We start from the raw sequence: 20,893 nt of genomic DNA, 5'->3' as shown, positions 1-20,893 counted from the left end.
GATCAGCGGTGGCTGAAACCTAGGCATCGGGGGGTGCGTCGCATCCTGTTGCGGCGGCAGACGTACGGCGCCGGATGTTGTCCGCCCGGACGATGCCGGGCGGCTCGCGATCCGGTCCGGCGCGGTCAGTGCGGGAAGTACGGGGTGTTCCGCACCCCTGTGTCCGGTCCGGTCAGCAGCCGCAGGCCGATCATGGCCGCCAGCCGGTGTTCCGGGTCCTCCAGGTCCAGGCCGGCCACCGCCACCGCCTTGCGGACCCGGTAGCGCAGGGTGTTGGGGTGGACGTTCAGCTCCTTCGCCACCACGCCCACGTCGCCGAACGCGTCGAGGTAGAGGAGGAGCGAGCGGGCCATCTCGGTTCCGTGCGCGGTGTCGTGGGCGACCAGCGCGGCGAGTCCCTCGTGCCGTATCCCGCCGTGCCGGGCCAGGGTGTCGAGGGCCTCGCGGACCATCAGGGACGAGGTGAGGCCCTGGTGCGAGGCGACCGGGCGGTCCGGCGTGCGGGCGAGGATCTCCAGGCCGTGGTGGCCGCGCAGCTTCACCTCCGGGATGTCGTCGAGGCGGGCGGCCGTCCCCGCGACCACCGCCTGCACGGGCGTCCTGGTGTGGCCGCGCAGCACCGCCACCAGATCGCCGGCCCAGCGCAGCAGCGCGTCCTCGGCGCCGGCCGTGCAGGTCTCCGGGAGCATCGCGTAGATCTGGCCGCAGGCCTGGGCGACCAGGGCGTTCCTGCGGTAGGCGGCGGCGTGCACGGCGACCATGCCGGCGGCCTCGGCGAGCCTCGCGTCCCGGGCGGCCGGGTCGCCGTCCGGGTCGTCCCTGAGGTCGACGGCGACGACGGAGGCGCCGGCCGTGGGCGGCACGCCGAGGTGGACGGCGAGGGCCCGCGCGTTGAAGCGGCCGGTGAGCAGGCCGTGCGCGAGGTCCTCGTGCGAGCGGACGCGGCCGGTGGGGTCGCCGAGGTAGTAGTGGTCGACCAGGCGGCCCGCGGCGAGCCGGGCGGCGCCGCGCAGGATCTCGGCGGCGTGCGCGGCGAGGGGGCCGGCGCCCTCCTGGAGCCAGATGGTGCCGAGCGGCCGGGAGCCGGCCCGGATGCCGGCGACCAGGCGGCGCCGGGCGCCGAGGTCGGGCCGGGCGCCGACCTCGACGACGTCCTCGCTCTCCCGGACCCTGCGGTACACGCCCTCCTCCCGCAGCACGGCGAGATACGGCTCGGGGCAGGAGCGGCCCAGCACGGAGCGGCGGCGCAGGTCGTCGGCGTCGTCCACGGACCCGGCGTGGGCCAGGACGCGGTGGGCGGTGTCCTCGATGCTGACGGGGCCGCCGGCGAGGGCGGCGACGGTCTGGGCGAGGGAGTAGAGGTCGCCGTGCGAGCGGTCGTCGGCCGCCGCGGCCCGGGCGAGTTCGCCCTGTACGGCGGCGGCGACCTCGTCCCAGCGGGTGCCGGGCGGGACGACCAGCAGGGTGGTGCCGGCCTTCTCGGCCGCCCGGCGCAGGGCGGGGTCCTGGCGGACGGCGACGACGGCACCGGCCGCCCGGCCGCCGACGTCCGCGGCCTGGGCGCCCACCGCGAGGACCAGGGTGCCGGGGGCGGCGGCGAGGTGGTCGCCGGGTTCGGTGATGACCACGTCGGTGACGGGCGTGGAGCGGCGGGAGGCGGGGACGACGGTGGCTCCGAGGAGGTCGGCTATGCGACCCAGCGGGGCGGGCACGGGGGTGCCGAGGTCGTGTGGCATGCGGGCACATTAGGGGACGGCGCTCCGCGGTGCGGGGGCGCGTGCGCTCCTCAGAGGCCGGCCAGCACCGGCAGCAGTTCCACGGCCGTGCTCACGTCTCCCGTCAGATCGCGGTCCGCCGGGTCGGACGGCAGCACGCGCGCCGCCGCCTCGAACGCCGGGATGCCCGGGGGGACCGGGGCGAGCCGCAGCGCCCGGACCGCCGTCACCAGCTCGCAGGCCAGTACCACCGCGTACGCGTCGGCCGCCCGCTCCGTCTGTTTCGCCGCCTGGCCCGCGAAACTCGCCGCCTCCTCCAGGCCGTGGGAGAGGACGGCGTGGCCCGCGGAGGCCGGGGCGGCGCTCGAACGGATCTCCGCGAGGGCCGAGTTGGCGGTGTACTCCAGGATCATCGTGCCGGAGCTGCCGGTCGGGCCCGCGGCCAGGAAGGCGGGCAGGCCGGTGAGGCCGGGGCGGGTGAGGGCCTGGAGGCGGGCCGCGGAGAGCTGGGCGGTCTGGAGGAGGGCCAGGTCGAGGCCGTCCAGGGCGAGGCCGAGCGGGGCCGCGAAGAAGCCGCCGTGGTGCTGGACGTCGCCCCCGGGGGTCAGCACGGGGTTCTCCGTGGGGCAGTTGGTCTCCGTCTCGATGATGTGGCGGAGCCGGTCGGCGGCTTCCAGGGCCGCGCCGTGCACCTGGGGGAAGGCGCGGAAGCCGTACGGGTCCTGGATGCGGCGGCCGGTGGTGAGGGGCCGGTCGGGGATCGCGAGCAGGCGCCGGGTCTCCGCCGCGACACGGGCCGGGCCCGGGTAGGGGCGCAGGGCGTGCACCTCGGCCGCGTAGGCCTCGAAGGAGCCGGAGACGGCGGCCAGCGAGAGGGCGGCCACCGCGTGCGCGGCGCGCAGCAGGACGTCGAGGTCGTGGCAGGCCAGGGCGGCGCGGCCGAGGGCCAGGGCGTTGCTGCTCAGCAGGGCGAGGGAGTCGCCGGGGCGCAGGGTGACGGGGGCGGGGAGCTCGGCGTCGGGGGACGCGGTGAGCCAGGGGCGTTCGCCGGTCAGGGTCAGACCGGTCTGGGCGAGGGCCGTGAGGTCGCCGGTGCCGACACCGCCGTACTCGTTGATCGCGGGGTGGACGCCGAGGCGCAGGGCCTCGGTGAGGGCCGTGACGAAGGAGGGGTGGATGCCGGAGCCCGCGGCCAGCAGCTGGTTGGCGCGGACGGCCATGAGCGCGCGGGCCTGGCGGGGCGTCAGCAGGGGGCCGGCGCCGCCGGCGTGGCTGCGCAGCAGGCGCAGGGCGTGGCCGGCCGCGTCGGAGGGGTCGACGGCCACCGAGCGGTGGGCGCCGACGCCGGTGCCGCGGCCGTACCAGCGGCCCTGTGCGGCGAGGCGGTCGGCCCGCTCGTGGGCACGCCGGACCCGGTCGAGCGCCTCGGGCCGGACGGCCGGGGCGGCGGTGGCGTCGGCGAGCCGGACCAGGGCGGGCAGGGTGAGGCCGCTGCCGTCGAGCACGACACGGGTGCCCGTGGGATCCGGCGGCACCCGTGTCGCTGCTTCGGTGGTGCGGGACAAGGGCGTCAGTCGAGACCCACGGACTTCAGCCAGGCCTTGGCGACGTCCAGCGGGTCCTTGTTGCCCGACTGCACCTGGGTGTCCAGGTCCAGCAGGGCCGCCGTGTCGAGCTTGGCGGAGACGGCGTCGAGGGCGTCGGTGGCCGTCTGGTTCAGGGCGCTCTTGTATACGAGGGGCTGGACGTTCTCGAAGCCGAAGAGGTTCTCCGGGTCCTGGAGGACGACGAACTTCTCGCTGGTGATGGTCGGGTCCGTGGTGAAGATGTCGGCGGCCTGCACCGCGTTCTTCTTCAGCGCCGCCTGGGTGAGCGGGCCGCCCGCGTCCAGGGCCTTGAAGGACTTGAACTCCAGGCCGTACACGGACTTCAGGCCGACCAGGCCCTGCTGGCGGGTCTGGAACTCCGGCGAGGCACCGATGACCAGGTCCTTGGCGATGTCCTTGAGGTCGGCGATCGAGGACTTCTCGGTGAGGTTGTACTTCGCCGCGGTCGTCGCGTTGAGCGTCACCGAGTCCTTGTCCTGCGCGGACGCGGGGTCGAGCAGGGTCAGCTTGGAGTCGAGCTTGGCCTCGATCGCGCTGGTGGTGTCCTCGACGGTCTTCGGGGTCGCCTTGGGGTCGAGGTAGGCGAGGAGCGCGCCGTTGTACTCGGGCAGGACCGAGATGGAACCGTTCTTGAGCAGGCCGTAGGTGGTTTCACGGCTGCCGATGTTCGACTTGTAAGTGACCTTGACACCCTTGGCCTTGAGTGCCTCGCCGTAGATGTCCGCTATCAGGATGCTCTCGGCGAAGTTGTTGGAGCCGACGACGACGGTGTCGCCGCCCGACTTATCGCCCTTGAGCGGGTCGGATCCACTGTCGTCGGAGGAGGAACAGCCCGCCAGCAGGGCCGTCGTCGCGGCGAGTGCGACGGCTGTCACACCTCGGTATGTCCGGATTGACCTGCTGGAAAGGGTGTTGGAAGTCACGGTTGCCGTTCCGGGAGCTGGGGAATGGTGGGGGTTGAGCGAACCACTCCGCCTGATCCAATCCAGCCCGTTCTTGGTCAGTCAAGTGCCTCCGGGTCACCGATTGGCTTCGATCCGTGGCCACTTGTGGACAGAGAGCGGTCTCTTTGTAACGGATTCTTGATAAAGCACAAGCGGAATCGCGCTTCAAGAACGCTGTAGTCTCACCGCAGTTGGTATCGGCCACAGCGGTGCACGGGGCCCGCTACACGGTGTCGTTCCGCAAGAGCACGGGGTGAAGACGCCCCCACCAGACCAGACACCCTCATGAAGGAGGCCCGGTGTCCACGAACCAGGTGGACGCGCCCGTCCGGCCCGCCCAGGCGCGGGGCGGGATAAGGGGATTCGCCGACCGCTGGCCTTTCCGGCGCAAGCTGAACCTGCTGGTCGGCGTGCCGCTCGCGGTGATCGTCGTCCTGCTGTCGTACGTCTTCACCGACCTGGTGCAGCAGTCCACCAGCGCGGAGTCCGCGGCGCAGATGGTCCGCGACAGCACCCAGGTGGCGCGGCTGGTGGACAAGGTCGAGGCGGAGCACCAGCAGGCGATCCTGCTCTCCGCGCGCTACGAGTCCGGCAACTCCGCCCCCTCGCCGACCGCCTACCGGACGGCCCAGGAGGATGTGAACTCCCAGGTCCAGAAGGTGCGCGACGCCTTCGGCGACCGGCTGCCGGACACCGAGGCGGACGCCCTCAAGCAGGTCGAGGGCCTGTCCAGCCTGCGCGACTCCGTCGAGGCGGCCTACCTGCCGGCCGACAACATCGACCCCGCGTACGCCAACGCGGCCAACGACCTGATCGACGGCCTCGGTCTGGACCGCAACAGCAACCTGGCCTCGACCTTCACCGGCAACCTGCTGGACTCGCTGCTGCGCGCGGACGCCGCCCACGGCGCCTTCGAGACCAACGTGCTCGCGGCGACCACCGGCGACACCAACGCGCTGATCGAGTTCACCAACGCGGTCGGCGCCTACGACCTCTACGAGCACCAGGTCGGCCGCTTCACCCGGTTCGCCACCGAGGGCCAGGCCCAGCAGCTCGCCGCGGTCGAGCACACCAAGGCCCAGAGCGCCATCGCCGAGTCCTACGCCGAGCTGCAGATCGACCCGAGCAAGCTGGAGTCCGGCAACCAGGAGCAGATCCGCCGGGCCGTCAAGGACGCGCTGTCCGACTACCCGGCCTATCTCGACCAGGCCGCCGCGCGACTGACCATCACCACCTCGCTGATCGGCCAGATCGCCGACCGGGCCGACGCCGCCGCCGACTCCGCGAAGTGGCGCGCGATCCTGCTGCTCAACGGCTCGCTGCTCGGCTTCGTGCTGTGGCTGGCCCTCTCCGTCCTGGTCCGCCGCTCGGTCATCCGCCCGGTGCAGGCGCTGACCGGGGTGGCGCACGAGGTCGCCGAGGTCGCCGGCCGTGAACTCGCCCGCGTCGCCGACGACGACGCCGAGGACTCCGGCCCGCCCCGGCTGCGGGACATGCCGGTCACCGCCCGCGACGAGATCGGCGACCTGGCCGAGGCGTTCAACAAGGTGCAGGCCACGGCCGCCGCGCTGCTGGAGCGCCAGGTGCTCAGCCGCCGCAACACCGCCGAGATGTTCGGCAACGTCGGCCGCCGCGTCAGCAACCTGACCACCCGCCAGCTCGCCTTCATCGACGCGGTGGAGCGCGCCGAGACCGACCCGGCGCTGCTCGAACGCCTCTACTCCATCGACCACATCGCGGTCCGTCTGCGCCGCAACGCCGACAGCCTGATGCTGCTGGCCGGCATCCGCGAGACCGTGCTGGCCTCCGGCCCCACCCCGATCTCCAACGTCGTACGGGCCGCGCTCGGCCAGATCGAGGGCTACCAGCGGGTACGGCTGTACGCCGGCACCGACGCCCTGATCGAGCCGGACATCATCGGCGACCTCACCCTGATGGTGGCCGAACTCCTGGAGAACGCGGTGTCGTTCTCGCCGGCCGGCAGCCCGGTCGAGGTGACCGTGCGCTCCAGCGACGAGGGCGCGCACATCGTCGTCACCGACCACGGCCTGGGCATGAGCGCCGACCGGCTGGCCGAGGAGAACGGCCGGCTGGTCCGCCGTGAGCGCCTCGACCTGATGCCGACCAAGGTGCTCGGTCTGTTCGTGGTGGGCGCGCTGGCCCGGCGCTGGGAGATCGGCGTCGACCTGACCCGCACCCCGGGCGGCGGTGTGACCGCCGAGGTGACGCTGCCCGCACGGCTGCTGCTGACGATGAGCGCGATGGCCGACACCGGCGGCAGCCCGGTCGCCGTGGAACCGGCGGCGCCGGCGACCGCGGCCGAGCCGACCGGGCCGACCCCGGCGGCCGAGGCGGCCGAGTCGGACAGCCTGCTCCCCCGCCGGGTGCCGCGCCGCGAACCGGCCGCCGAGGCGCGGCCCGCGCCGGCGCCGCTGATCCCGGCCGCCCGCGGCGGCGAACCGCCGGACGACGCGGGTGACCCCGGCGACGGCAACCGCCCGCTGCGCCGCCGGGTGCGCGGCGCGACCCTCCGCACCACCGTGGGCGCCGCCCAGTCCCTCTCCCAGGCGCCCCGCACCCGCGACGCCGAGGCCGAGCGGGACGAGCTGGACGAGTTCGAGGCCGCGGTGGAACGCGCCCGCCGCGACAGCGACACCGGCAGCCACGAACGGCCCGCCCCGCGCGTCGCCCCACAGATCCCCCCGCTGAACCCCCCGCAGGAACAGAACCACCTTCCGGAAGGAGCCGAGCAGTGAGCACGTCGACAGGTGACACCCCGACGGGCGGCATCACGCCGACCGACCTGCAGGCGGCCGCGGCAGACTTCACCTGGCTGCTGAACCGCTTCGCGACCGAGACCGCAGGCGTGGTCGACGCGATCGCCGTGTCGTCCGACGGTCTGCTGATCGCGGTGTCGGAGCTGCGCGAGCGCGCCCACTCCGAGCGGCTGGCCGCGATCGTCTCCGGCATCACCAGCCTGGCGGCCGGCGCGTCCGGCAACTACGGTCTGGGCGGCCTCAACAAGGTCATCATCGACCTGGAGGGCGGCCATGTGATCGTCTCGGCGATCGGCAGCGGCGCCGTCCTCGGTGTCGTCGCCGACAACGAGGCCAAGCTCGGCAACATCGCCTACGAGATGACCCTGTTCGCCAACCGGGCGGGTACGGCGCTCAGCCCGCAGCTCGTGCTGGAACTGAAGAACAGCGTCGGCGTCCCACAGACGCGCTGACCGGGGACACCGGTCGAGAGAGGAATACACAGCCATGGCGGACGGTTCACCTCCCCCGGGCAGAGACCCGGTAGGCCCCGCATCCGCCGTCAGGCCGTTCCTGGTCACCGCCGGCCGGGTGGCGGACAGCGCCTCCGGACCGGCGATGCCCGTGGAGACCCAGGTGGTGGCCACCACCGCCGGGCTCTACGCGCTCGAGCGGCTCTCCTTCGAGCAGCACGACATCATCGCCGCGTGCCGGATCCCGCTGTCGCTCGCGGAGCTGGCCGCCCGGCTGAGGCTGCACCTGAACGTCGTGCGGGTGCTGGCCGAAGACCTGCGCGAGGCCGGGCAACTGACCGTGCATGTGCCCGACTTCGAGGCCACCCACGACTCGTCCGTCCTGCGCAGGGTTATCGATGGCCTGCGGGCCATCCCCGACTCCCGAGGGGTACTCCGTGACACCGACTGACTCGCTGACCCGGGGCGCCGAGCGTACGGCCGTACGGCCGCCGCTGCCGGTGAAGATGGTCATCGCGGGCGGTTTCGGCGTGGGCAAGACCACCGCCGTCGGCTCGATCTCGGAGATCGAGCCACTGACCACCGAGGCGTCCATCACCGAGGTCGCGGCGGGGGTGGACGACCTCTCGCTCACCCCGCGCAAGACCACCACCACGGTGGCGATGGACTTCGGCTGCATCACCATCGACCCGACCCTGAAGCTGTACCTGTTCGGCACCCCCGGGCAGGAACGGTTCGGCTTCATGTGGGACGACATCGTGGAGGGGGCGCTCGGCGGTCTCGTGATCGTTGACACGCGTCGCCTGGACGACTGCTACGCCGCCGTCGACTACTTCGAGCACAAGGGGATCCCGTTCGCCGTCGCGATCAACGCGTTCGACGGGCGGGTGGAGCACACGCTGGACGAGGTGCGCTGGGCGCTGGACGTCGCCGAGGGGACGCCGCTGGTCGTCTTCGACGCGCGGGAGCGGGGTTCGGTGCGGGACGCGCTGCTCGTCGTGCTGGAACTGGCGCTGGCACGCAGCGGGGGGTAGCGCGGCGGACGGGGAACTGCGGGCCCGTCGTGGCGCGCGCAGTTCCCCGCACCCGGGGTCAGCTGCTCCGGCGCACTCCGGGGGAGACCGTCACCCGCGCCAGGGACCAGAAGATGCCCAGCGTGGCCAGGGCCATCGCCGCCACCAGGGTCGCGCCGCCCACGACCTTCTCGTAGTTCTTCTGGTAGAGGCCGTCGATGATGTAGCGGCCGAGGCCGCCGAGGCTGACGTAGGCCGCGATGGTGGCCGTCGAGACGATCTGGATCGCCGCCGAGCGCAGACCGCTGAGGATCAGCGGGAGGGCGACCGGGATTTCCACCTGGAAGAGGATGCGCGTCTCCGGCATGCCCATGCCCCGCGCCGCGTCCACCGGGGACGGGTCGACCGAGCGCAGCGCCTCGTACGTCGTGACCAGGATCGGCGGTACGGCGAGGACGACGAGCGGGATCATCACCGGCAGCATGCCGAAGCCGAGCCAGATGAACATCAGGACCAGCAGGCCGAAGCTGGGCAGCGCCCGGCCGGCCGTGGCGATCAGGGCGAGGGTGTTGCCGCCGCGGCCGTAGTGGCCGGTGACCAGGCCGATCGGCAGGCCGATGATGGCCGCGTAGAGAAGCGCCTCCAGGGAGTACTGGACGTGCTCCCACAGCCGGGTCGGGATGCCGTCGTAGCCGTGCCAGTGGGAGCCGTCGGCGAAGAAGGAGTGGATGAAGTGGAGGACGTTCACCGGGCGCCCTCCTTGGGCATCCAGGGGGTCAGCACACGGCGGACGAGGACGAGGAACGCGTCGGCGAGGATGGCCAGCACCGCCGTGGTGACGACCGAGTTCACCGCCAGTTCGGGGCGGTGGTAGATGTTCGCGTCGTTGAGCAGGTTGCCGAGGGCGCCCTGGTTGCCGATCAGCATGCCGACGCTGACCAGGGAGATGCTGGAGACGGTGGCGACGCGCAGGCCGGCGATGATCGCGGGGACGGCGATCGGCAACTGGACCTGGAAGTAACGGCGTACGGGGCCGAGGCCCATCGCGGTGGCGGCGGCCAGGGTCTCGGCCGGGACCGAGCGGACGCCGTCCACGATGGCCGGGACCAGGACCACCAGGCTGTACACCGAGAGCGGGATCATCACCGTCGTCTCGGTCTGGCCGGTGTAGTCGATGAGGACGACGAAGAAGGCCAGGGACGGGATGGCGTACAGGATCGTCGTGACACCCAGGACCGGCGGGTAAAGCCAGCGGAAGCGCACGCAGAGCTGGGCGATCGGGAGGGACACCAGCAGGCCGGCCAGGACCGGGATCAGGGCCTCGCGCAGATGGAGGCCGATCAGCCCGAAGTAGGTGTTCTGGAGGTCGCTGGGGATGTCGAAGAAACCGCTCATCCCCCGGCCCTCGCGTCGTCGCGGCCCGCCGCGTGGGCGGTGCGGATGGCGGCGCCGATGGCCTGCTGCGAGACGACGCCGACCGCGCGGCCCTCGCCGTCCACGGCCACGGCCCAGCCGGTCGGGGAGAGCACGGAGCCGTCGAGGGCGGCGCGCAGGGAGTCCTTGCCGGGCACGAAGGGCCGCCCGTACGGCAGCAGCCGCTCCGGGGCGATGGAGCCGGCCCTGAGGTCGCCCGGCTCGCCCCAGCCGAGCGGCCTGCCGTCCAGGTCGGTCACGAGGAGATAGGGGGTGTCGGCCGAGGCACGGGCACCGAGCTTGCCGGCGTCGGCGTCGACCGGGACGATCGGCGCGGTCCTCAACTCCAGCGCTTCGGACGGGAAGAAGGAGAGCCGGCGGATACCGCGGTCGGCGCCGAGGAAGTCCTCGACGAACGCGTCGGCGGGGTCGGTGAGCAGTTCGGCGGGCGGGGCGAACTGGGCGAGGTGGCCGCCGGTGCGCATCACGGCGACCATCGTGCCGAGCTTGATCGCCTCGTCGATGTCATGGGTGACGAAGACGATGGTCTTGCCCAACTCGCCCTGGATGCGTAGGAGTTCGTCCTGAAGCCCCTTGCGGACCACGGGGTCGACGGCGGAGAACGGCTCGTCCATCAGCAGCACCGGCGGGTCGGCCGCGAGCGCCCGGGCCACACCGACGCGCTGCTGCTGACCGCCGGAGAGCTGGTAGGGGTAGCGCTTGGCGAGGGACGGGTCGAGCCCCACCCGCTCCATCAGCTCGGCCGCCCGCGCGCGTGCCCGCTGCTTGCTCCAGCCGAGCAGCCGGGGCACGGTGGCGATGTTGTCGACGATCGTGCGGTGCTGGAAGAGACCGGCGTTCTGGATCACGTAACCCATCGACCGGCGCAGGGTGTTGACCGACTGCGCCTGGACGTCGGCACCGTTGAGGAGGATCCGGCCCTCGCTCGGCTCGACCATCCGGTTGATCATCCGCAGGGTCGTCGTCTTGCCGCAGCCCGAGGGGCCGACGAAGACGGTGATCGAGCGGTCCGGTATCTCCAGAGAGAGCCGGTCGACGGCGACCGTACCGTCCGGGTACCGCTTGGTGACTGAATCTATCCGTATCAAAACGCCGAATACCCTTCGGGTTTGGCAGAAAGTGCCCGGTTTTCGACCACGGTCGCCGTGGCGCAGGTCGTTGCGGGGAGAGTCTAGACCGGAACTGTTTCAGCACTTCGGCGTCTGACTGACTTTCTTCACCCACGGGTGGTTTGAAGACGCGACCCCGCCGAACCCTGGGCCTGCACCCGGCGACCGCTGTGCACAACCTGTGGGTTCCCTGATTCTCATTCCCCGCTCAGTGAAGCCTCACGGCCGCCCCAGACGGCACCCGGATCGTCATGGTCATGAACGAAACGAACGCGGGAGGCGTCCGGCGCCGGTCGGTCGAGATCGTGGTGCCGGTGTACAACGAGGCGCACGTCCTCGCCGACAGCATCGGCCGTCTCCACGCATACCTCGAAGAGTCCTTCCCGTTCCCGTTCCGCATCACGATCGCGGACAACGCGAGCACGGACGCCACCTGGACGGTGGCGACCGGCCTGACCCTGCGCCTGCCGCACGTCCACGCACGGCGGCTGGAGCAGAAGGGCCGGGGCCGCGCCCTGAAGCACGTGTGGAGCCGCTCCTCGGCCGATGTCGTCGCCTACATGGACGTCGACCTCTCGACGGGCCTCGAAGGCTTCCTGCCCCTCGTCGCCCCGCTCCTGTCCGGCCACAGCGACCTCGCCGTCGGCAGCCGGCTGCACCGGCAGTCGGCCGTGGTGCGGGGCCCGAAGCGGGAGTTCGTCTCGCGCTCCTACAACCTGCTGCTCAAGGCGGGCCTCGGGGCCCGGTTCTCGGACGCGCAGTGCGGCTTCAAGGCCGTGCGCACCGACGTGTTCCGCGCCCTCGCCCCGCACATCGAGGACACCGCCTGGTTCTTCGACACCGAACTGCTCGTGCTCGCCCAGCGCAACGGACTGCGGGTGCACGAGGTCCCGGTCGACTGGGTCGACGACCCCGACAGCCGGGTCGACATCGTCCGCACCGCCCTCGACGACCTCAGGGGCATGGGCCGGATGCTCCGGGCCACCGTCACCGGCCGCACCCGCGTCGACGCCGTGCCCCGCCGCACCCCCGTCCCCCGCGACGTCACGGCCCTGCCCACCGCGGCAGCCACCGCCGCCGAGTCCATGGAGTACGCGTCATGACGACCCTCGCCCCGCCGCCCGCCCCGCCCCAGGACGGCCGGCACCGGGCCGCCGCCCCGCCGGTCTCCCGCGCCAGGAGGCTGTTCCTCGGCAGCCCCGAGGACCCGCGCTGGGCCCGCCCGGCCCTCTGGGCGGTCCTGCTGCTGGCCACCGCCCTGTACGCCTGGAACCTCACCTCCGTCACCGGCAACACCTTCTACGACGCGGCGGTCTACTCCGGCACCAGGAGCTGGAAGGCGTTCTTCTTCGGCGCCCTGGACTCGGGCAGCTTCATCACCGTCGACAAACCCCCCTTCGCGCTCTGGGTGATGGGCCTGTCCGCCCGCGCCTTCGGCTACGGCACCTGGCAGTTGATGCTGCCGATGGTCGCCGTCGGCACCGGCTCGGTCGCCCTGCTGTACCGCCTGGTCAAGCGGGACTTCGGCGTCGTGGCCGGCACCGTCTCCGCGCTCGCCCTGGCCCTCACGCCGATCACCGTCGCCATCAACCGCGACACCAACCCCGACCCGATCCTGGTCTTCCTGATGCTGCTCGGCGCGGCCGCCCTGCTCAAGGCCGTCCGCACCGGCAGGCTGACGCCCCTGCTCTGGTCGGCGGTGGCGATCGGCTTCGCCTTCAACACCAAGATGATGCAGGCCTACGTCGTCCTGCCCGCGTTCTTCCTGGTCTACCTGTGGGCCGCCCGGGGCAGCCTGGGCCGGCGCGTGCGCAACCTGGCCGTCGGCACGGTCGCGCTGATCGTGAGCAGCGCCTGGTGGATGGTGGTCGTCGACCTGATCCCGGCCTCCTCGCGGCCCTACATCGGCGGCTCCTCCGACAACACGGTCTGGGACCTGGTCATCGGCTACAACGGCTTCGGCCGGATCTTCGGGGCGAGCTCCTCGGTGGGCTCGCAGGGCAACGGCGCGAGCTTCGGCGGCAGTTCGGGCCTGTACCGGATGTTCAACGACATCATGGGCGGCCAGATCTCCTGGCTGATCCCGTTCGCCGCGATCGCCCTCGTCGCCGGTCTGGTCCTGCGCGGCCGGGCGCCGCGCACCGACGCCCGGCGGGCCGCGCTGATGCTCTGGGGCGGCTGGTTCGTCCTGCACTTCCTGACCTTCTCGCTCGCCGAGGGCACCTTCCACCCGTACTACGTCACCGCCATGGCGCCGGGGATCGCCGCCCTGGCCGGCGCCGGCGGGGTCATGCTGTACCGGGCCTTCCGGGACGGTTCGGCGGCCAGGTGGGGCTGGGTGCTCCCGGCGGCCGTCGCCGCCGGCGCCGTCTGGGCGGTCGTGCTGCTCCAGCGGGTCTCCGGCTCCGGCACGGTGTACACGGTCGCCGAGGTGGTGGCCGGGCTGGGCGGTGCGCTCGCGGTGACCGGCCTGCTCGTCGGGCGGTTCACGAAGCGGCGCGGGCTGGTGGGGATCGCGGCCGTCGCGGCGGTGGTCGCCCTGCTGGCCGGACCGGCCGCGTACTCCGTCTCGGCGGCGACCACGAGCACCAACGGCACCAACCCGACGGCCGGACCGAGCACCGGCGGCATGGGCGGGATGGGCGGCGGCGGTGGTCAGCGCCCGAGCGGCAGCGCCCCCAGCGGAACGGAGAGCGGCAGCGCCCCGGCCGGCGGCTTCCCCGGCGGCACCGGCTCCGCCCCGTCGGACGGCTCCTCGTCCGCCGGGTCCTCGGCCGAGGCCGGCCGGACGTCCGACGGCGGTGGCGGCGACGGCGGTGGCGGCATGGGCGGTGACACCCAGGTCGGCTCGGCGATGATCTCGTACCTGAAGAAGCACCAGGACGGCGCCACCTGGCTGGTGGCGGTGGCCACCGACCAGACGGCCTCCTCGATCATCCTGGAGTCCGGTCAGCCGGTCATCTCCATGGGCGGCTGGTCCGGCAGCGACGACGCGATGACCCTCGCGAAGCTCAAGAGCCTGGTGAAGTCCGGCAAGCTCCACTACATCGTGGTCAGCAGCACCGGCGGCCAGGGCACCGCCTCCGAGATCGCCACCTGGGTCGAGAAGCACGGCACGGTGGTCAGCGCCTACAGCGGCCTCTACCGCCTGGACGCCTCCGACATCGGCTGAGCCGACCCGGACGAAGGGGGGGCGGGCCACCGGAAGAGATCCCGGTGGCCCGCCCCCCCTTCGTTCTCCGCTCAGGCCGCGGCCGAGGAATCCGGTGCGGTGGGGAAGCCGGGGGTCCGCAGCACCCGGCCGGTGGTGTCGACCGCGAACACCTCGCAGCCGGGGCGGGCGGCCGCCCAGGTGATGCCGTCGGCGCCCAGGGCGAAGGCGGCGGTGGCAACGGAGTCCGCCTCGGTGAGGGTGGGGGCGACGACCGTCAGGCTGAGCAGTCCGGTCGCCGGGCGCCCGGTGCGTCCGTCGATGATGTGGTCGCCGCGCTCGTAGCGGGCGGAGGTGGCGACCGCGCCGTCGGTCAGCTCCAGGACGGCGCAGAGCCTGTCGGCCTGCTCGGGGTGCCGTACCCCCACCCGCCAGGGCCCGCCGGCGGCGACCACGTCACCGCCGGCGTTCAGCACGAACCGCCGGGCCCCGGCCGCGGACAGCAGTTCCGCCGCCCGCTGCACGGACCAGCCCTTGACCACCGCGCACGGGTCGAGCCCGCGCCCCGGCAGCCGTACGTCGAACGCGCCACCGGTCGCCAGACGGTACTCCTCGCAGAGCGCCAGCACCTCGGCGAGGTCCGGGCTCAGCTCGGACGCGGTGAGTTCGCCCCGGTCCAGGCGGCAGACCTCGCTGTCCGGCCGGAACGGGCTGAACCGCGCGTCGACCTCGCGCAGCCACGCGAAGACGGCGTCCGCGGCCCCGCCGAAGTCCCCCTCGCCGTCGATCCGCAGCGACACGGGGAAGCCCATGACGTGTTCGACCCTGTGCATGATCAGCCCTTCGCGTCGATGGCGGCCTGGAGGGACTCCTTGTAGGCGTCGCTGGTGATCGTGGCACCGGACACGGTGTCGATGTCCGCGCTCTGCGCCTTCAGCGTCTCCGAGACCAGCACCGGAACCGCCGCCGCGGTCTGCGGATGGTTCGGCTGCTGAAGCAGCCTCACCGCCGAGATCCTCTCACCCGAGAACGTCACCTGGACCTGGACCGGCCCCTTGTCGGTGGTGACCGTCGTGCCCTTGACGACGGTTCCGGAGGCGGACCCGGAGGACGCCTCGGACGGTGTGGTGACGGGCGCGGCGGCGGAGGACGTCGTACCGGCGACGGAGGGCTCGTAGCGCCAGACGGGGATGAGGCCCGCGATGCTCAGGGCGACGACAGGTATGGCTCGCTTCACGGTGTCTCTCTCATCCCGCCAGGCTGAAACGCTCGAAGTGGATCTGCGGCTTGGGCACGCCCAGGTCTTCCAGGGCGCTCAGGACCGCGTTCATCATCGGGGGCGGCCCGCACAGGAAGACGTCCCGGTCGGCGATGTCCGGCACCAGCCGGGCCAGCTCGCGCGGGGCCAGCCTGTCCGGCACCGGCGGCCCGGTCACCAGGTGCAGCTCGGCGCCCTTGGCGACGGCGAGGTCGCGCAGCTCGTCGTAGAGGACGGCGTCGCGCTCGCCGGCGACGCGGTAGATGACGACCGCGTGGCCCTCCAGGTCCTCCAGCAGCGCGCGGATCGGGGTGACGCCGACGCCGCCCGCGATGAGCAGCGACTCGGTCTTCCTGCGGTGCAGCGTGGTGAAGGCGCCGTAGGGGCCCTCGGCGAAGACCCGGGTGCCGGGCTTGAGGTGGCGCAGGGCCGCGCTGCCGTCGCCGGCCGCCTTGGCGGTCAGCCGCAGGGTGCGGCCGTCGGGGGCGGCGGAGAGCGAGAAGGGGTTGGCCTGCCAGTAGCGGTCCTTGGTCAGAAAGCGCCACAGGAAGAACTGGCCGGCCTGGGCGGGGAGCCGGTCGAGGTCGCGGCCGGTGACGTACACCGAGACCACGTTGTCGGACTCGGGGACCACGGCGGACACCCGGAACCGGTGCCGGAGGTTCCGCCACAGGGGCAGCACCGCGCGCCCCACGGCCACCGAGCCGAGGGCGGCGCCCCACAGCGCGTACCAGTACGCCTTCGCGGCCGGCGAGGACGTGAAGGTTGTGCCGACCGCGACCTGGTGGCCGAAGGCGAGCACCACGGCCACGTAGGTGTACAGGTGGATGAAGTGCCAGGTCTCGTAGGCGAGGCGGCGGCGGGCGTAGCGGGCGGAGGCGGCGCCCACGACGAGGACGAGGACGAGCGCGACGGTCGCGCGGAGCACGCCCTCGGTGGTCTCGGCGAGGTCGACGATCTCGTCGACCGGGCCGACGCCCGCGCCGTCCGCGTAGCCGAAGGTGATGAAGACGGCGTGCGCGAGCAGCGTCCAGAGCAGGGCGAAGCCGGTCCAGCGGTGCCAGGAGGTCAGCCGGTCCATGCCGATCCGGCGGTCCAGCCAGGGCAGCCGGGCCACCAGCAGCAGCTGGAAGGCCATGACGAGAGCGCCGTAGAGGCCGAAGAGGCGGCCGATGACGATCAGGGCGTTGGAGGCGAAGCCCGCCTGGGCGAAGAAGTAGGCGACCACGGCCACGTTCGCGGCGAGCACGGCGTACAGGCCCGTGCGGGCCACCACCCTGGGGCGTATCGCCGTGGGGGGCGCAGGGGGCGATTGGACGGTCGTCACGGGTGGGAAGCTCCTTGATCGGGTCCTGGGAGTCGAGCTTCACCCGCGTCGGCTGTCGTTTTCCTGTCGATCGACTTTCAACTGGTTATCGATGTGTTCTCTGTGTGTGCACGGGTCTGGCGTCCACGGCCGGGTGGCGCAATATGAGCGGGTGGAAAAAGTACGACTCCTCGTCGTGGACGACGACCCGCCGATCGCCGACCTGGTCGCGACCGTGGCACGGTACGAGGGCTGGGAGGCGGTCACCGCCTACTCCGGTGAGGACGCGCTGGCCCGGGCGGTCGAGTTCCGGCCGGACATCGTCGTGCTCGACCTGATGCTGCCCGATCTCGACGGTTTCGGTGTCCTGGACCGGCTGCGGCGGTCCGGGACGATGGTGCCGGTGGTGTTCCTCACGGCGCGCGACGGGGTCGCCGACCGGGTCGCGGGGCTGACCCGGGGCGGGGACGACTACCTGGTGAAGCCGTTCGCGGTGGAGGAGCTGATGGCCCGGCTGCGCACCGTGCTGCGGCGCAGCGCGGGCCCCGCCTTCCAGCGCTCGGTGCTCCGGGTCGCCGACCTGACGATGGACGAGGACACCCGCGAGGTCCGCCGCGGCGGCCGGCTGGTCTCCCTCACCCCCACCGAGTTCGAGGTGCTCCGCTACCTGATGCGCAAGTCGCCGACCGTGCTCACCAAGGCGCAGATCCTCGACCACGTGTGGGAGTACGGCTTCGGCGGCCGCTCCAACGTCGTCGAGCTGGTCGTCAGCCGGCTGCGCCGCAAGATGGACGAGACCGGCGGGGAGCCGCTGATCCACACCGTGCGCGGCTTCGGGTACGTGATCCGGCAGCAGGCGGCCCAGTGATCGGGAGGCTGCTGCGCTCGTACCGGAGCACGCGCCTGGGCACCCGGCTGGCGCTCGGGCTCGGGGCGCTGGCCCTGGTGGTCTTCGCGGTCGTCGGCACGGCCCTGACCACCTACATGCGCGACTACCTCTCGGCCCAGCTCGACGACCAGCTCGGGCTGGCCCAGACCGCCCAGTCGAAGAGCATCGAGCAGAACGGCACCCTCCAGGGCAAGAAGTACTACCGCTGGTACTACGCGGTGTACGACGTCTCGGACGGCACCCCGGTGCTGCGCAAGCCCGAGGAGAGCAGCGATCTGCCGGCCGACATCACCGGCCTCACCTCGGTGGCGAAGGCGCAGATCACCGCGGGCAGGGAGGTGCTGCGCACCAAGGACCTGAGCGGCGAGGGCGAGTACCGGCTGCGCGGCTGCGAGGTGGAGCCGGGCGTGGTGCTGGTCAGCGGCGCGCCGATGGACAGCATCGACGACACGGTACGGCAGCTGGTCACGGTCCAGGTGGTGGCCTTCGGGCTGGCCCTGCTGGCGCTGGTGGTGTTCGGCCGGCGGCTGCTGCGCAACGGCCTGGAGCCGCTGAGCGACATGGCGCACACCGCCCACGGCATCGCCTCCCACAACCTGACGGAGTCGGCGGCCCGGCTGCCGCTGCGCGCGGCCAAGCGGGGCGGCGGGCCGGAGGTCGAGGAGCTGCGCACCGCGTTCAACACGATGCTCGAACACATCGACCACTCCCTCGCCGTGCGCGCGGAGGCCGAACAGCGGCTGCGCCGCTTCGTCGCCGACGCCTCCCACGAGCTGCGCACCCCGCTGATGTCGGTACGGGGCTACGCCGACCTCTTCCAGTACGCGGCCGCCAACGCCCCCGAGGAACGCGACAAGCACCTGCGGCGGCTGCGCGCCGAGGCGGCCCGGATGGGCGTCCTCCTCGACGACCTGCTGCTCCTCGCCCGGCTGGACGCGGCCGAGGTGGAGGCGCCGCTGCGGCTGGAGGACACCGACCTGACGGAGCTGGTGCGGGAGGCCGCCGACGCCTTCCGCGCGGCCCACGCCGACCGCCCCCTGACGGTCACGGCCGGCCCGCGCACCGTCCCGCTGCGCCTCGACCCGGTCCGCATCCGTCAGGTCCTGGACAACCTCCTCACCAACGCGGCGGTGCACACACCCGCGGGCACCCCGGTCGCCGTGACGGTCACCGTCGCCCCCGGTTCGGTCTCGGTGACCGTCACCGACGAGGGCCCCGGCATCCCGCCCGCCGACCGCGCCCGCGTCTTCGACCGCTTCTACCGGGTCGACAAGGCCCGCAGCCGCGACCGCGGCGGCAGCGGCCTGGGCCTGTCGGTGGCCCGCGCGCTGGTGGAGGCGCACGGGGGGAGCATCGGGCTGGGCGAGGGGCCGGGGGGGAGCACGGCGTTCACGCTGACGCTGCCCGCGCCCCGGCCCGGCCGGTGACCACCGCGGTTCAGGAACCGCCCGCCCCCGTCCCGCCCCCGGGACCGGCCGCTGCCTGCCGTGCGCGCGGGCGGGCCGCCAGGACCGCGACGTCGTCCTCGGCGTTGTGGGCGTCGAGGCGGGTGAGGACGGTCTCCAGGAGGGTGGCGACGGCGGCGGCCGGGGTGAAGCGGAGGTCGGCGAGGCGGTGCAGGGAGCGGTCGATGTCCTCGCCGCGGTGTTCCACCAGGCCGTCCGTGAAGAGGACCAGTGCCTGGTCGGGGTCGATCCGGTGGGTGGCGGACTCGTAGCCGCCGAAGCCGGTGCCGAGGGGCGGGCCGACCGGCACCGGCAGGAGTGAGGTCCGGCCGTCACCGGTGACCAGCGCGGGCGGCAGGTGGCCGGCGCTGGAGAGCGTGACCTGGCCGCGGCCCGGGTCGACGCGGGCCAGCAGGCAGGTGGCGGGTCTTCGGTCCGCCTCGGCGGCGGCGATGTCGTCCATCTGGCGGAGCACCCGGTGCGGCGGCAGGTCGGAGGAGGCGATGTAGCGCAGCGAGGACCGGTAGGCGTTCATGTCCACCGCGGCCTCCAGCCCGTGCCCCATCACGTCGCCGACGACGAGCAGGGTGCGGCCGAAGTGCAGCCGTACGGTCTCGCACCAGTCGCCGCCGACCAGGACGCGCCGGCCGGCCGGGAGGTAGCGGATCGCCACGTCCAGGTTGGGGTGCGGGCGGCCGGGCTCGGCGAGCAGGGCGCGTTGCAGGTCGCCGGCGGTGCGGTTGACCCGTTCGTACTCGCGGGCGTGCCGGACGTGGGAGGCGGCGCGTTCGGCGAGGAGGGCGAGCAGTTCGGCCTCCGCGCGGGAGAAGGCGATCCCCTCACGGGCGCACACCAGGACGCCGTACTGGTCGGAGCCGCTGGTCAGGGGCGTGCACAGGGCCGGGCGGGGGTGGCTGCCGGCCGGGCGGGACAGCCAGGGGTCCGCCCGGTGGCCGGCCGCCGGGGTGCCCGCCTCCCGGGCCATCGCGGTGGCCCAGCGGGCGTCGGGCAGCAGGTCGGGGTCGCCGGTGACCGACTCGTAGCCGGAGACGGTGTCCCCGAGCCGCCGCATCACGGCCGCGCCGCCGCCGGCCAGCCGTACCGCCGCCCGGGTCAGCTCCGTGCAGGTGGTCGATTCGTCGAGGGTGGTGCCGATGCCCGCCGCGGCCGTCCGCAGCGTCCGCAGCGGCGCGGCCGCGTCGGCGCCGGCCGCGGGCCCGCCCCGCGCACCCGGTGCGGCCGGGCCGTGCGCGGGCCCCCGCCGGGACCGGAACCATCGCTCGACACCCAACACCCTCACAGAATCTCAAACACCACCGCACCGGGCACCAGCCACGCCCGCCGCCCCGCGCCGGTGGCCGGACCGGGGGTCAGGACTCGTCGGGGGTCAGACGCAGCGAGATCGAGTTGATGCAGTACCGCTGGTCGGTCGGGGTCGCGTACCCCTCACCCTCGAACACGTGCCCGAGGTGGGAGCCGCAGCGGGCGCAGCGCACCTCGGTGCGGACCATCCCGTGGGAGCGGTCCTCGATCAGCTCCACCGCGTCGGTGTCCTTCGGGTCGTAGAAGGACGGCCAGCCGCAGTGCGACGCGAACTTCGTGGCGGAGGTGAAGAGTTCGGCACCGCAGGCGCGGCAGGAGTAGACGCCCTCGGTCTTGGTGTCGGTGTACTCGCCCCTGAAGGCCGGCTCGGTCCCGGCCTGACGCAGCACGGCGTACTCGGCCGGGGTCAGCTCCGCCCGCCACTGCTCGTCCGGCTTCTCCACGTCGTACGACATGACTCTCTCAGCCCC

19 protein-coding genes are annotated in these 20,893 nt (G+C 72.9%); 8 read left to right on the top strand and 11 right to left on the bottom strand.

Annotated elements, in window-relative coordinates; genetic code table 11:
- Positions 1-125: 125 nt before the first annotated feature.
- From ACZ619_RS26160 to ACZ619_RS26150, 3 genes are read right to left on the bottom strand one after another with little or no spacing between them, the layout of a single operon-like run.
- The gene (locus tag ACZ619_RS26160; protein ID WP_469603488.1) at positions 126-1,736 is read right to left on the bottom strand and encodes a PucR family transcriptional regulator; all 1,611 of its coding nucleotides are present in this window, start codon (positions 1,734-1,736) and stop codon (positions 126-128) included.
- A gap of 50 nt (positions 1,737-1,786) precedes the next feature.
- A complete protein-coding gene (locus tag ACZ619_RS26155) occupies positions 1,787-3,280 on the bottom strand; it encodes an aromatic amino acid ammonia-lyase (RefSeq protein WP_469603486.1) in 1,494 nt (497 codons plus the stop codon).
- A gap of 5 nt (positions 3,281-3,285) precedes the next feature.
- Complete coding sequence (locus tag ACZ619_RS26150; protein WP_469603484.1) at positions 3,286-4,245, bottom strand: ABC transporter substrate-binding protein; 960 nt, start codon at positions 4,243-4,245, stop codon at positions 3,286-3,288.
- A gap of 320 nt (positions 4,246-4,565) precedes the next feature.
- On the opposite strand from ACZ619_RS26150, the gene ACZ619_RS26145 reads away from it, so the two are divergent.
- The 4 genes from ACZ619_RS26145 to ACZ619_RS26130 are packed head-to-tail and all read left to right on the top strand — an operon-like array spanning position 4,566 to position 8,529.
- Complete coding sequence (locus ACZ619_RS26145) at positions 4,566-7,022, top strand: ATP-binding protein (RefSeq protein ID WP_469603481.1); 2,457 nt, start codon at positions 4,566-4,568, stop codon at positions 7,020-7,022.
- Entirely contained in the window at positions 7,019-7,495 is a 477-nt protein-coding gene (locus ACZ619_RS26140; RefSeq protein WP_469603478.1) for a roadblock/LC7 domain-containing protein, read from the top strand. The genes ACZ619_RS26145 and ACZ619_RS26140 overlap by 4 nt, the downstream gene beginning before the upstream one ends.
- Before the next feature lie 34 nt (positions 7,496-7,529).
- Entirely contained in the window at positions 7,530-7,946 is a 417-nt protein-coding gene (locus tag ACZ619_RS26135; RefSeq protein WP_469603476.1) for a DUF742 domain-containing protein, read from the top strand.
- Positions 7,933-8,529: a GTP-binding protein gene (locus ACZ619_RS26130; RefSeq protein WP_469603474.1), complete on the top strand. Its 597-nt coding sequence runs from the start codon at positions 7,933-7,935 to the stop codon at positions 8,527-8,529. Before ACZ619_RS26135 ends, ACZ619_RS26130 begins: the two co-directional genes overlap by 14 nt.
- A 58-nt stretch (positions 8,530-8,587) precedes the next feature.
- Here the strand turns inward: ACZ619_RS26130 and ACZ619_RS26125 are convergent, their stop codons facing one another.
- Genes ACZ619_RS26125 through ACZ619_RS26115 form a run of 3 tightly spaced genes read right to left on the bottom strand, consistent with a single transcriptional unit; the run spans position 8,588 to position 11,030 of the window.
- Positions 8,588-9,256: an ABC transporter permease gene (locus ACZ619_RS26125; protein ID WP_469603471.1), complete on the bottom strand. Its 669-nt coding sequence runs from the start codon at positions 9,254-9,256 to the stop codon at positions 8,588-8,590.
- Entirely contained in the window at positions 9,253-9,903 is a 651-nt protein-coding gene (locus ACZ619_RS26120; protein WP_469603468.1) for an ABC transporter permease, read from the bottom strand. Before ACZ619_RS26120 ends, ACZ619_RS26125 begins: the two co-directional genes overlap by 4 nt.
- Positions 9,900-11,030, bottom strand: coding sequence for an ABC transporter ATP-binding protein (locus ACZ619_RS26115; RefSeq protein WP_469603466.1), 1,131 nt, complete (start codon positions 11,028-11,030; stop codon positions 9,900-9,902). Before ACZ619_RS26115 ends, ACZ619_RS26120 begins: the two co-directional genes overlap by 4 nt.
- A 278-nt stretch (positions 11,031-11,308) precedes the next feature.
- On the opposite strand from ACZ619_RS26115, the gene ACZ619_RS26110 reads away from it, so the two are divergent.
- Together ACZ619_RS26110 and ACZ619_RS26105 are read left to right on the top strand one after the other, a co-directional pair.
- Complete coding sequence (locus tag ACZ619_RS26110) at positions 11,309-12,154, top strand: dolichyl-phosphate beta-glucosyltransferase (RefSeq protein ID WP_469603464.1); 846 nt, start codon at positions 11,309-11,311, stop codon at positions 12,152-12,154.
- Positions 12,151-14,223, top strand: coding sequence for an ArnT family glycosyltransferase (locus tag ACZ619_RS26105; RefSeq protein WP_469603461.1), 2,073 nt, complete (start codon positions 12,151-12,153; stop codon positions 14,221-14,223). The genes ACZ619_RS26110 and ACZ619_RS26105 overlap by 4 nt, the downstream gene beginning before the upstream one ends.
- Positions 14,224-14,294: 71 nt before the next feature.
- Here ACZ619_RS26105 and ACZ619_RS26100 read toward each other — a convergent pair whose 3' ends face one another.
- The 3 genes from ACZ619_RS26100 to ACZ619_RS26090 are packed head-to-tail and all read right to left on the bottom strand — an operon-like array spanning position 14,295 to position 16,787.
- On the bottom strand, positions 14,295-15,035 hold the full coding sequence (locus ACZ619_RS26100) for an FAD:protein FMN transferase (protein ID WP_469603459.1): 741 nt from the start codon (positions 15,033-15,035) through the stop codon (positions 14,295-14,297).
- Positions 15,036-15,037: 2 nt separating this feature from the next.
- Positions 15,038-15,439, bottom strand: a complete 402-nt coding sequence (locus ACZ619_RS26095) for an FMN-binding protein (protein ID WP_469603457.1) — start codon at positions 15,437-15,439, stop codon at positions 15,038-15,040.
- Between the two features lie 10 nt (positions 15,440-15,449).
- On the bottom strand, positions 15,450-16,787 hold the full coding sequence (locus ACZ619_RS26090) for a ferredoxin reductase family protein (protein ID WP_469603456.1): 1,338 nt from the start codon (positions 16,785-16,787) through the stop codon (positions 15,450-15,452).
- Between the two features lie 151 nt (positions 16,788-16,938).
- On the opposite strand from ACZ619_RS26090, the gene ACZ619_RS26085 reads away from it, so the two are divergent.
- Both ACZ619_RS26085 and ACZ619_RS26080 read left to right on the top strand, forming a co-directional pair.
- Positions 16,939-17,634, top strand: a complete 696-nt coding sequence (locus ACZ619_RS26085; RefSeq protein ID WP_469603453.1) for a response regulator transcription factor — start codon at positions 16,939-16,941, stop codon at positions 17,632-17,634.
- Positions 17,631-19,082 (top strand): sensor histidine kinase, encoded by a 1,452-nt coding sequence (locus ACZ619_RS26080; protein WP_469603450.1) that lies wholly within the window; start codon positions 17,631-17,633, stop codon positions 19,080-19,082. The genes ACZ619_RS26085 and ACZ619_RS26080 overlap by 4 nt, the downstream gene beginning before the upstream one ends.
- A 10-nt stretch (positions 19,083-19,092) precedes the next feature.
- Here ACZ619_RS26080 and ACZ619_RS26075 read toward each other — a convergent pair whose 3' ends face one another.
- Together ACZ619_RS26075 and msrB are read right to left on the bottom strand one after the other, a co-directional pair.
- Entirely contained in the window at positions 19,093-20,394 is a 1,302-nt protein-coding gene (locus ACZ619_RS26075) for a PP2C family protein-serine/threonine phosphatase (RefSeq protein WP_469603447.1), read from the bottom strand.
- Positions 20,395-20,470: 76 nt separating this feature from the next.
- The gene (msrB, locus tag ACZ619_RS26070; RefSeq protein WP_469603446.1) at positions 20,471-20,878 is read right to left on the bottom strand and encodes a peptide-methionine (R)-S-oxide reductase MsrB; all 408 of its coding nucleotides are present in this window, start codon (positions 20,876-20,878) and stop codon (positions 20,471-20,473) included.
- Between the last annotated feature and the right edge of the window lie 15 nt (positions 20,879-20,893).

The sequence above is a fragment of the Streptomyces sp. NPDC104367 genome, assembly GCF_055583825.1.
This window is presented reverse-complemented; position numbering and strand designations above follow the sequence as displayed.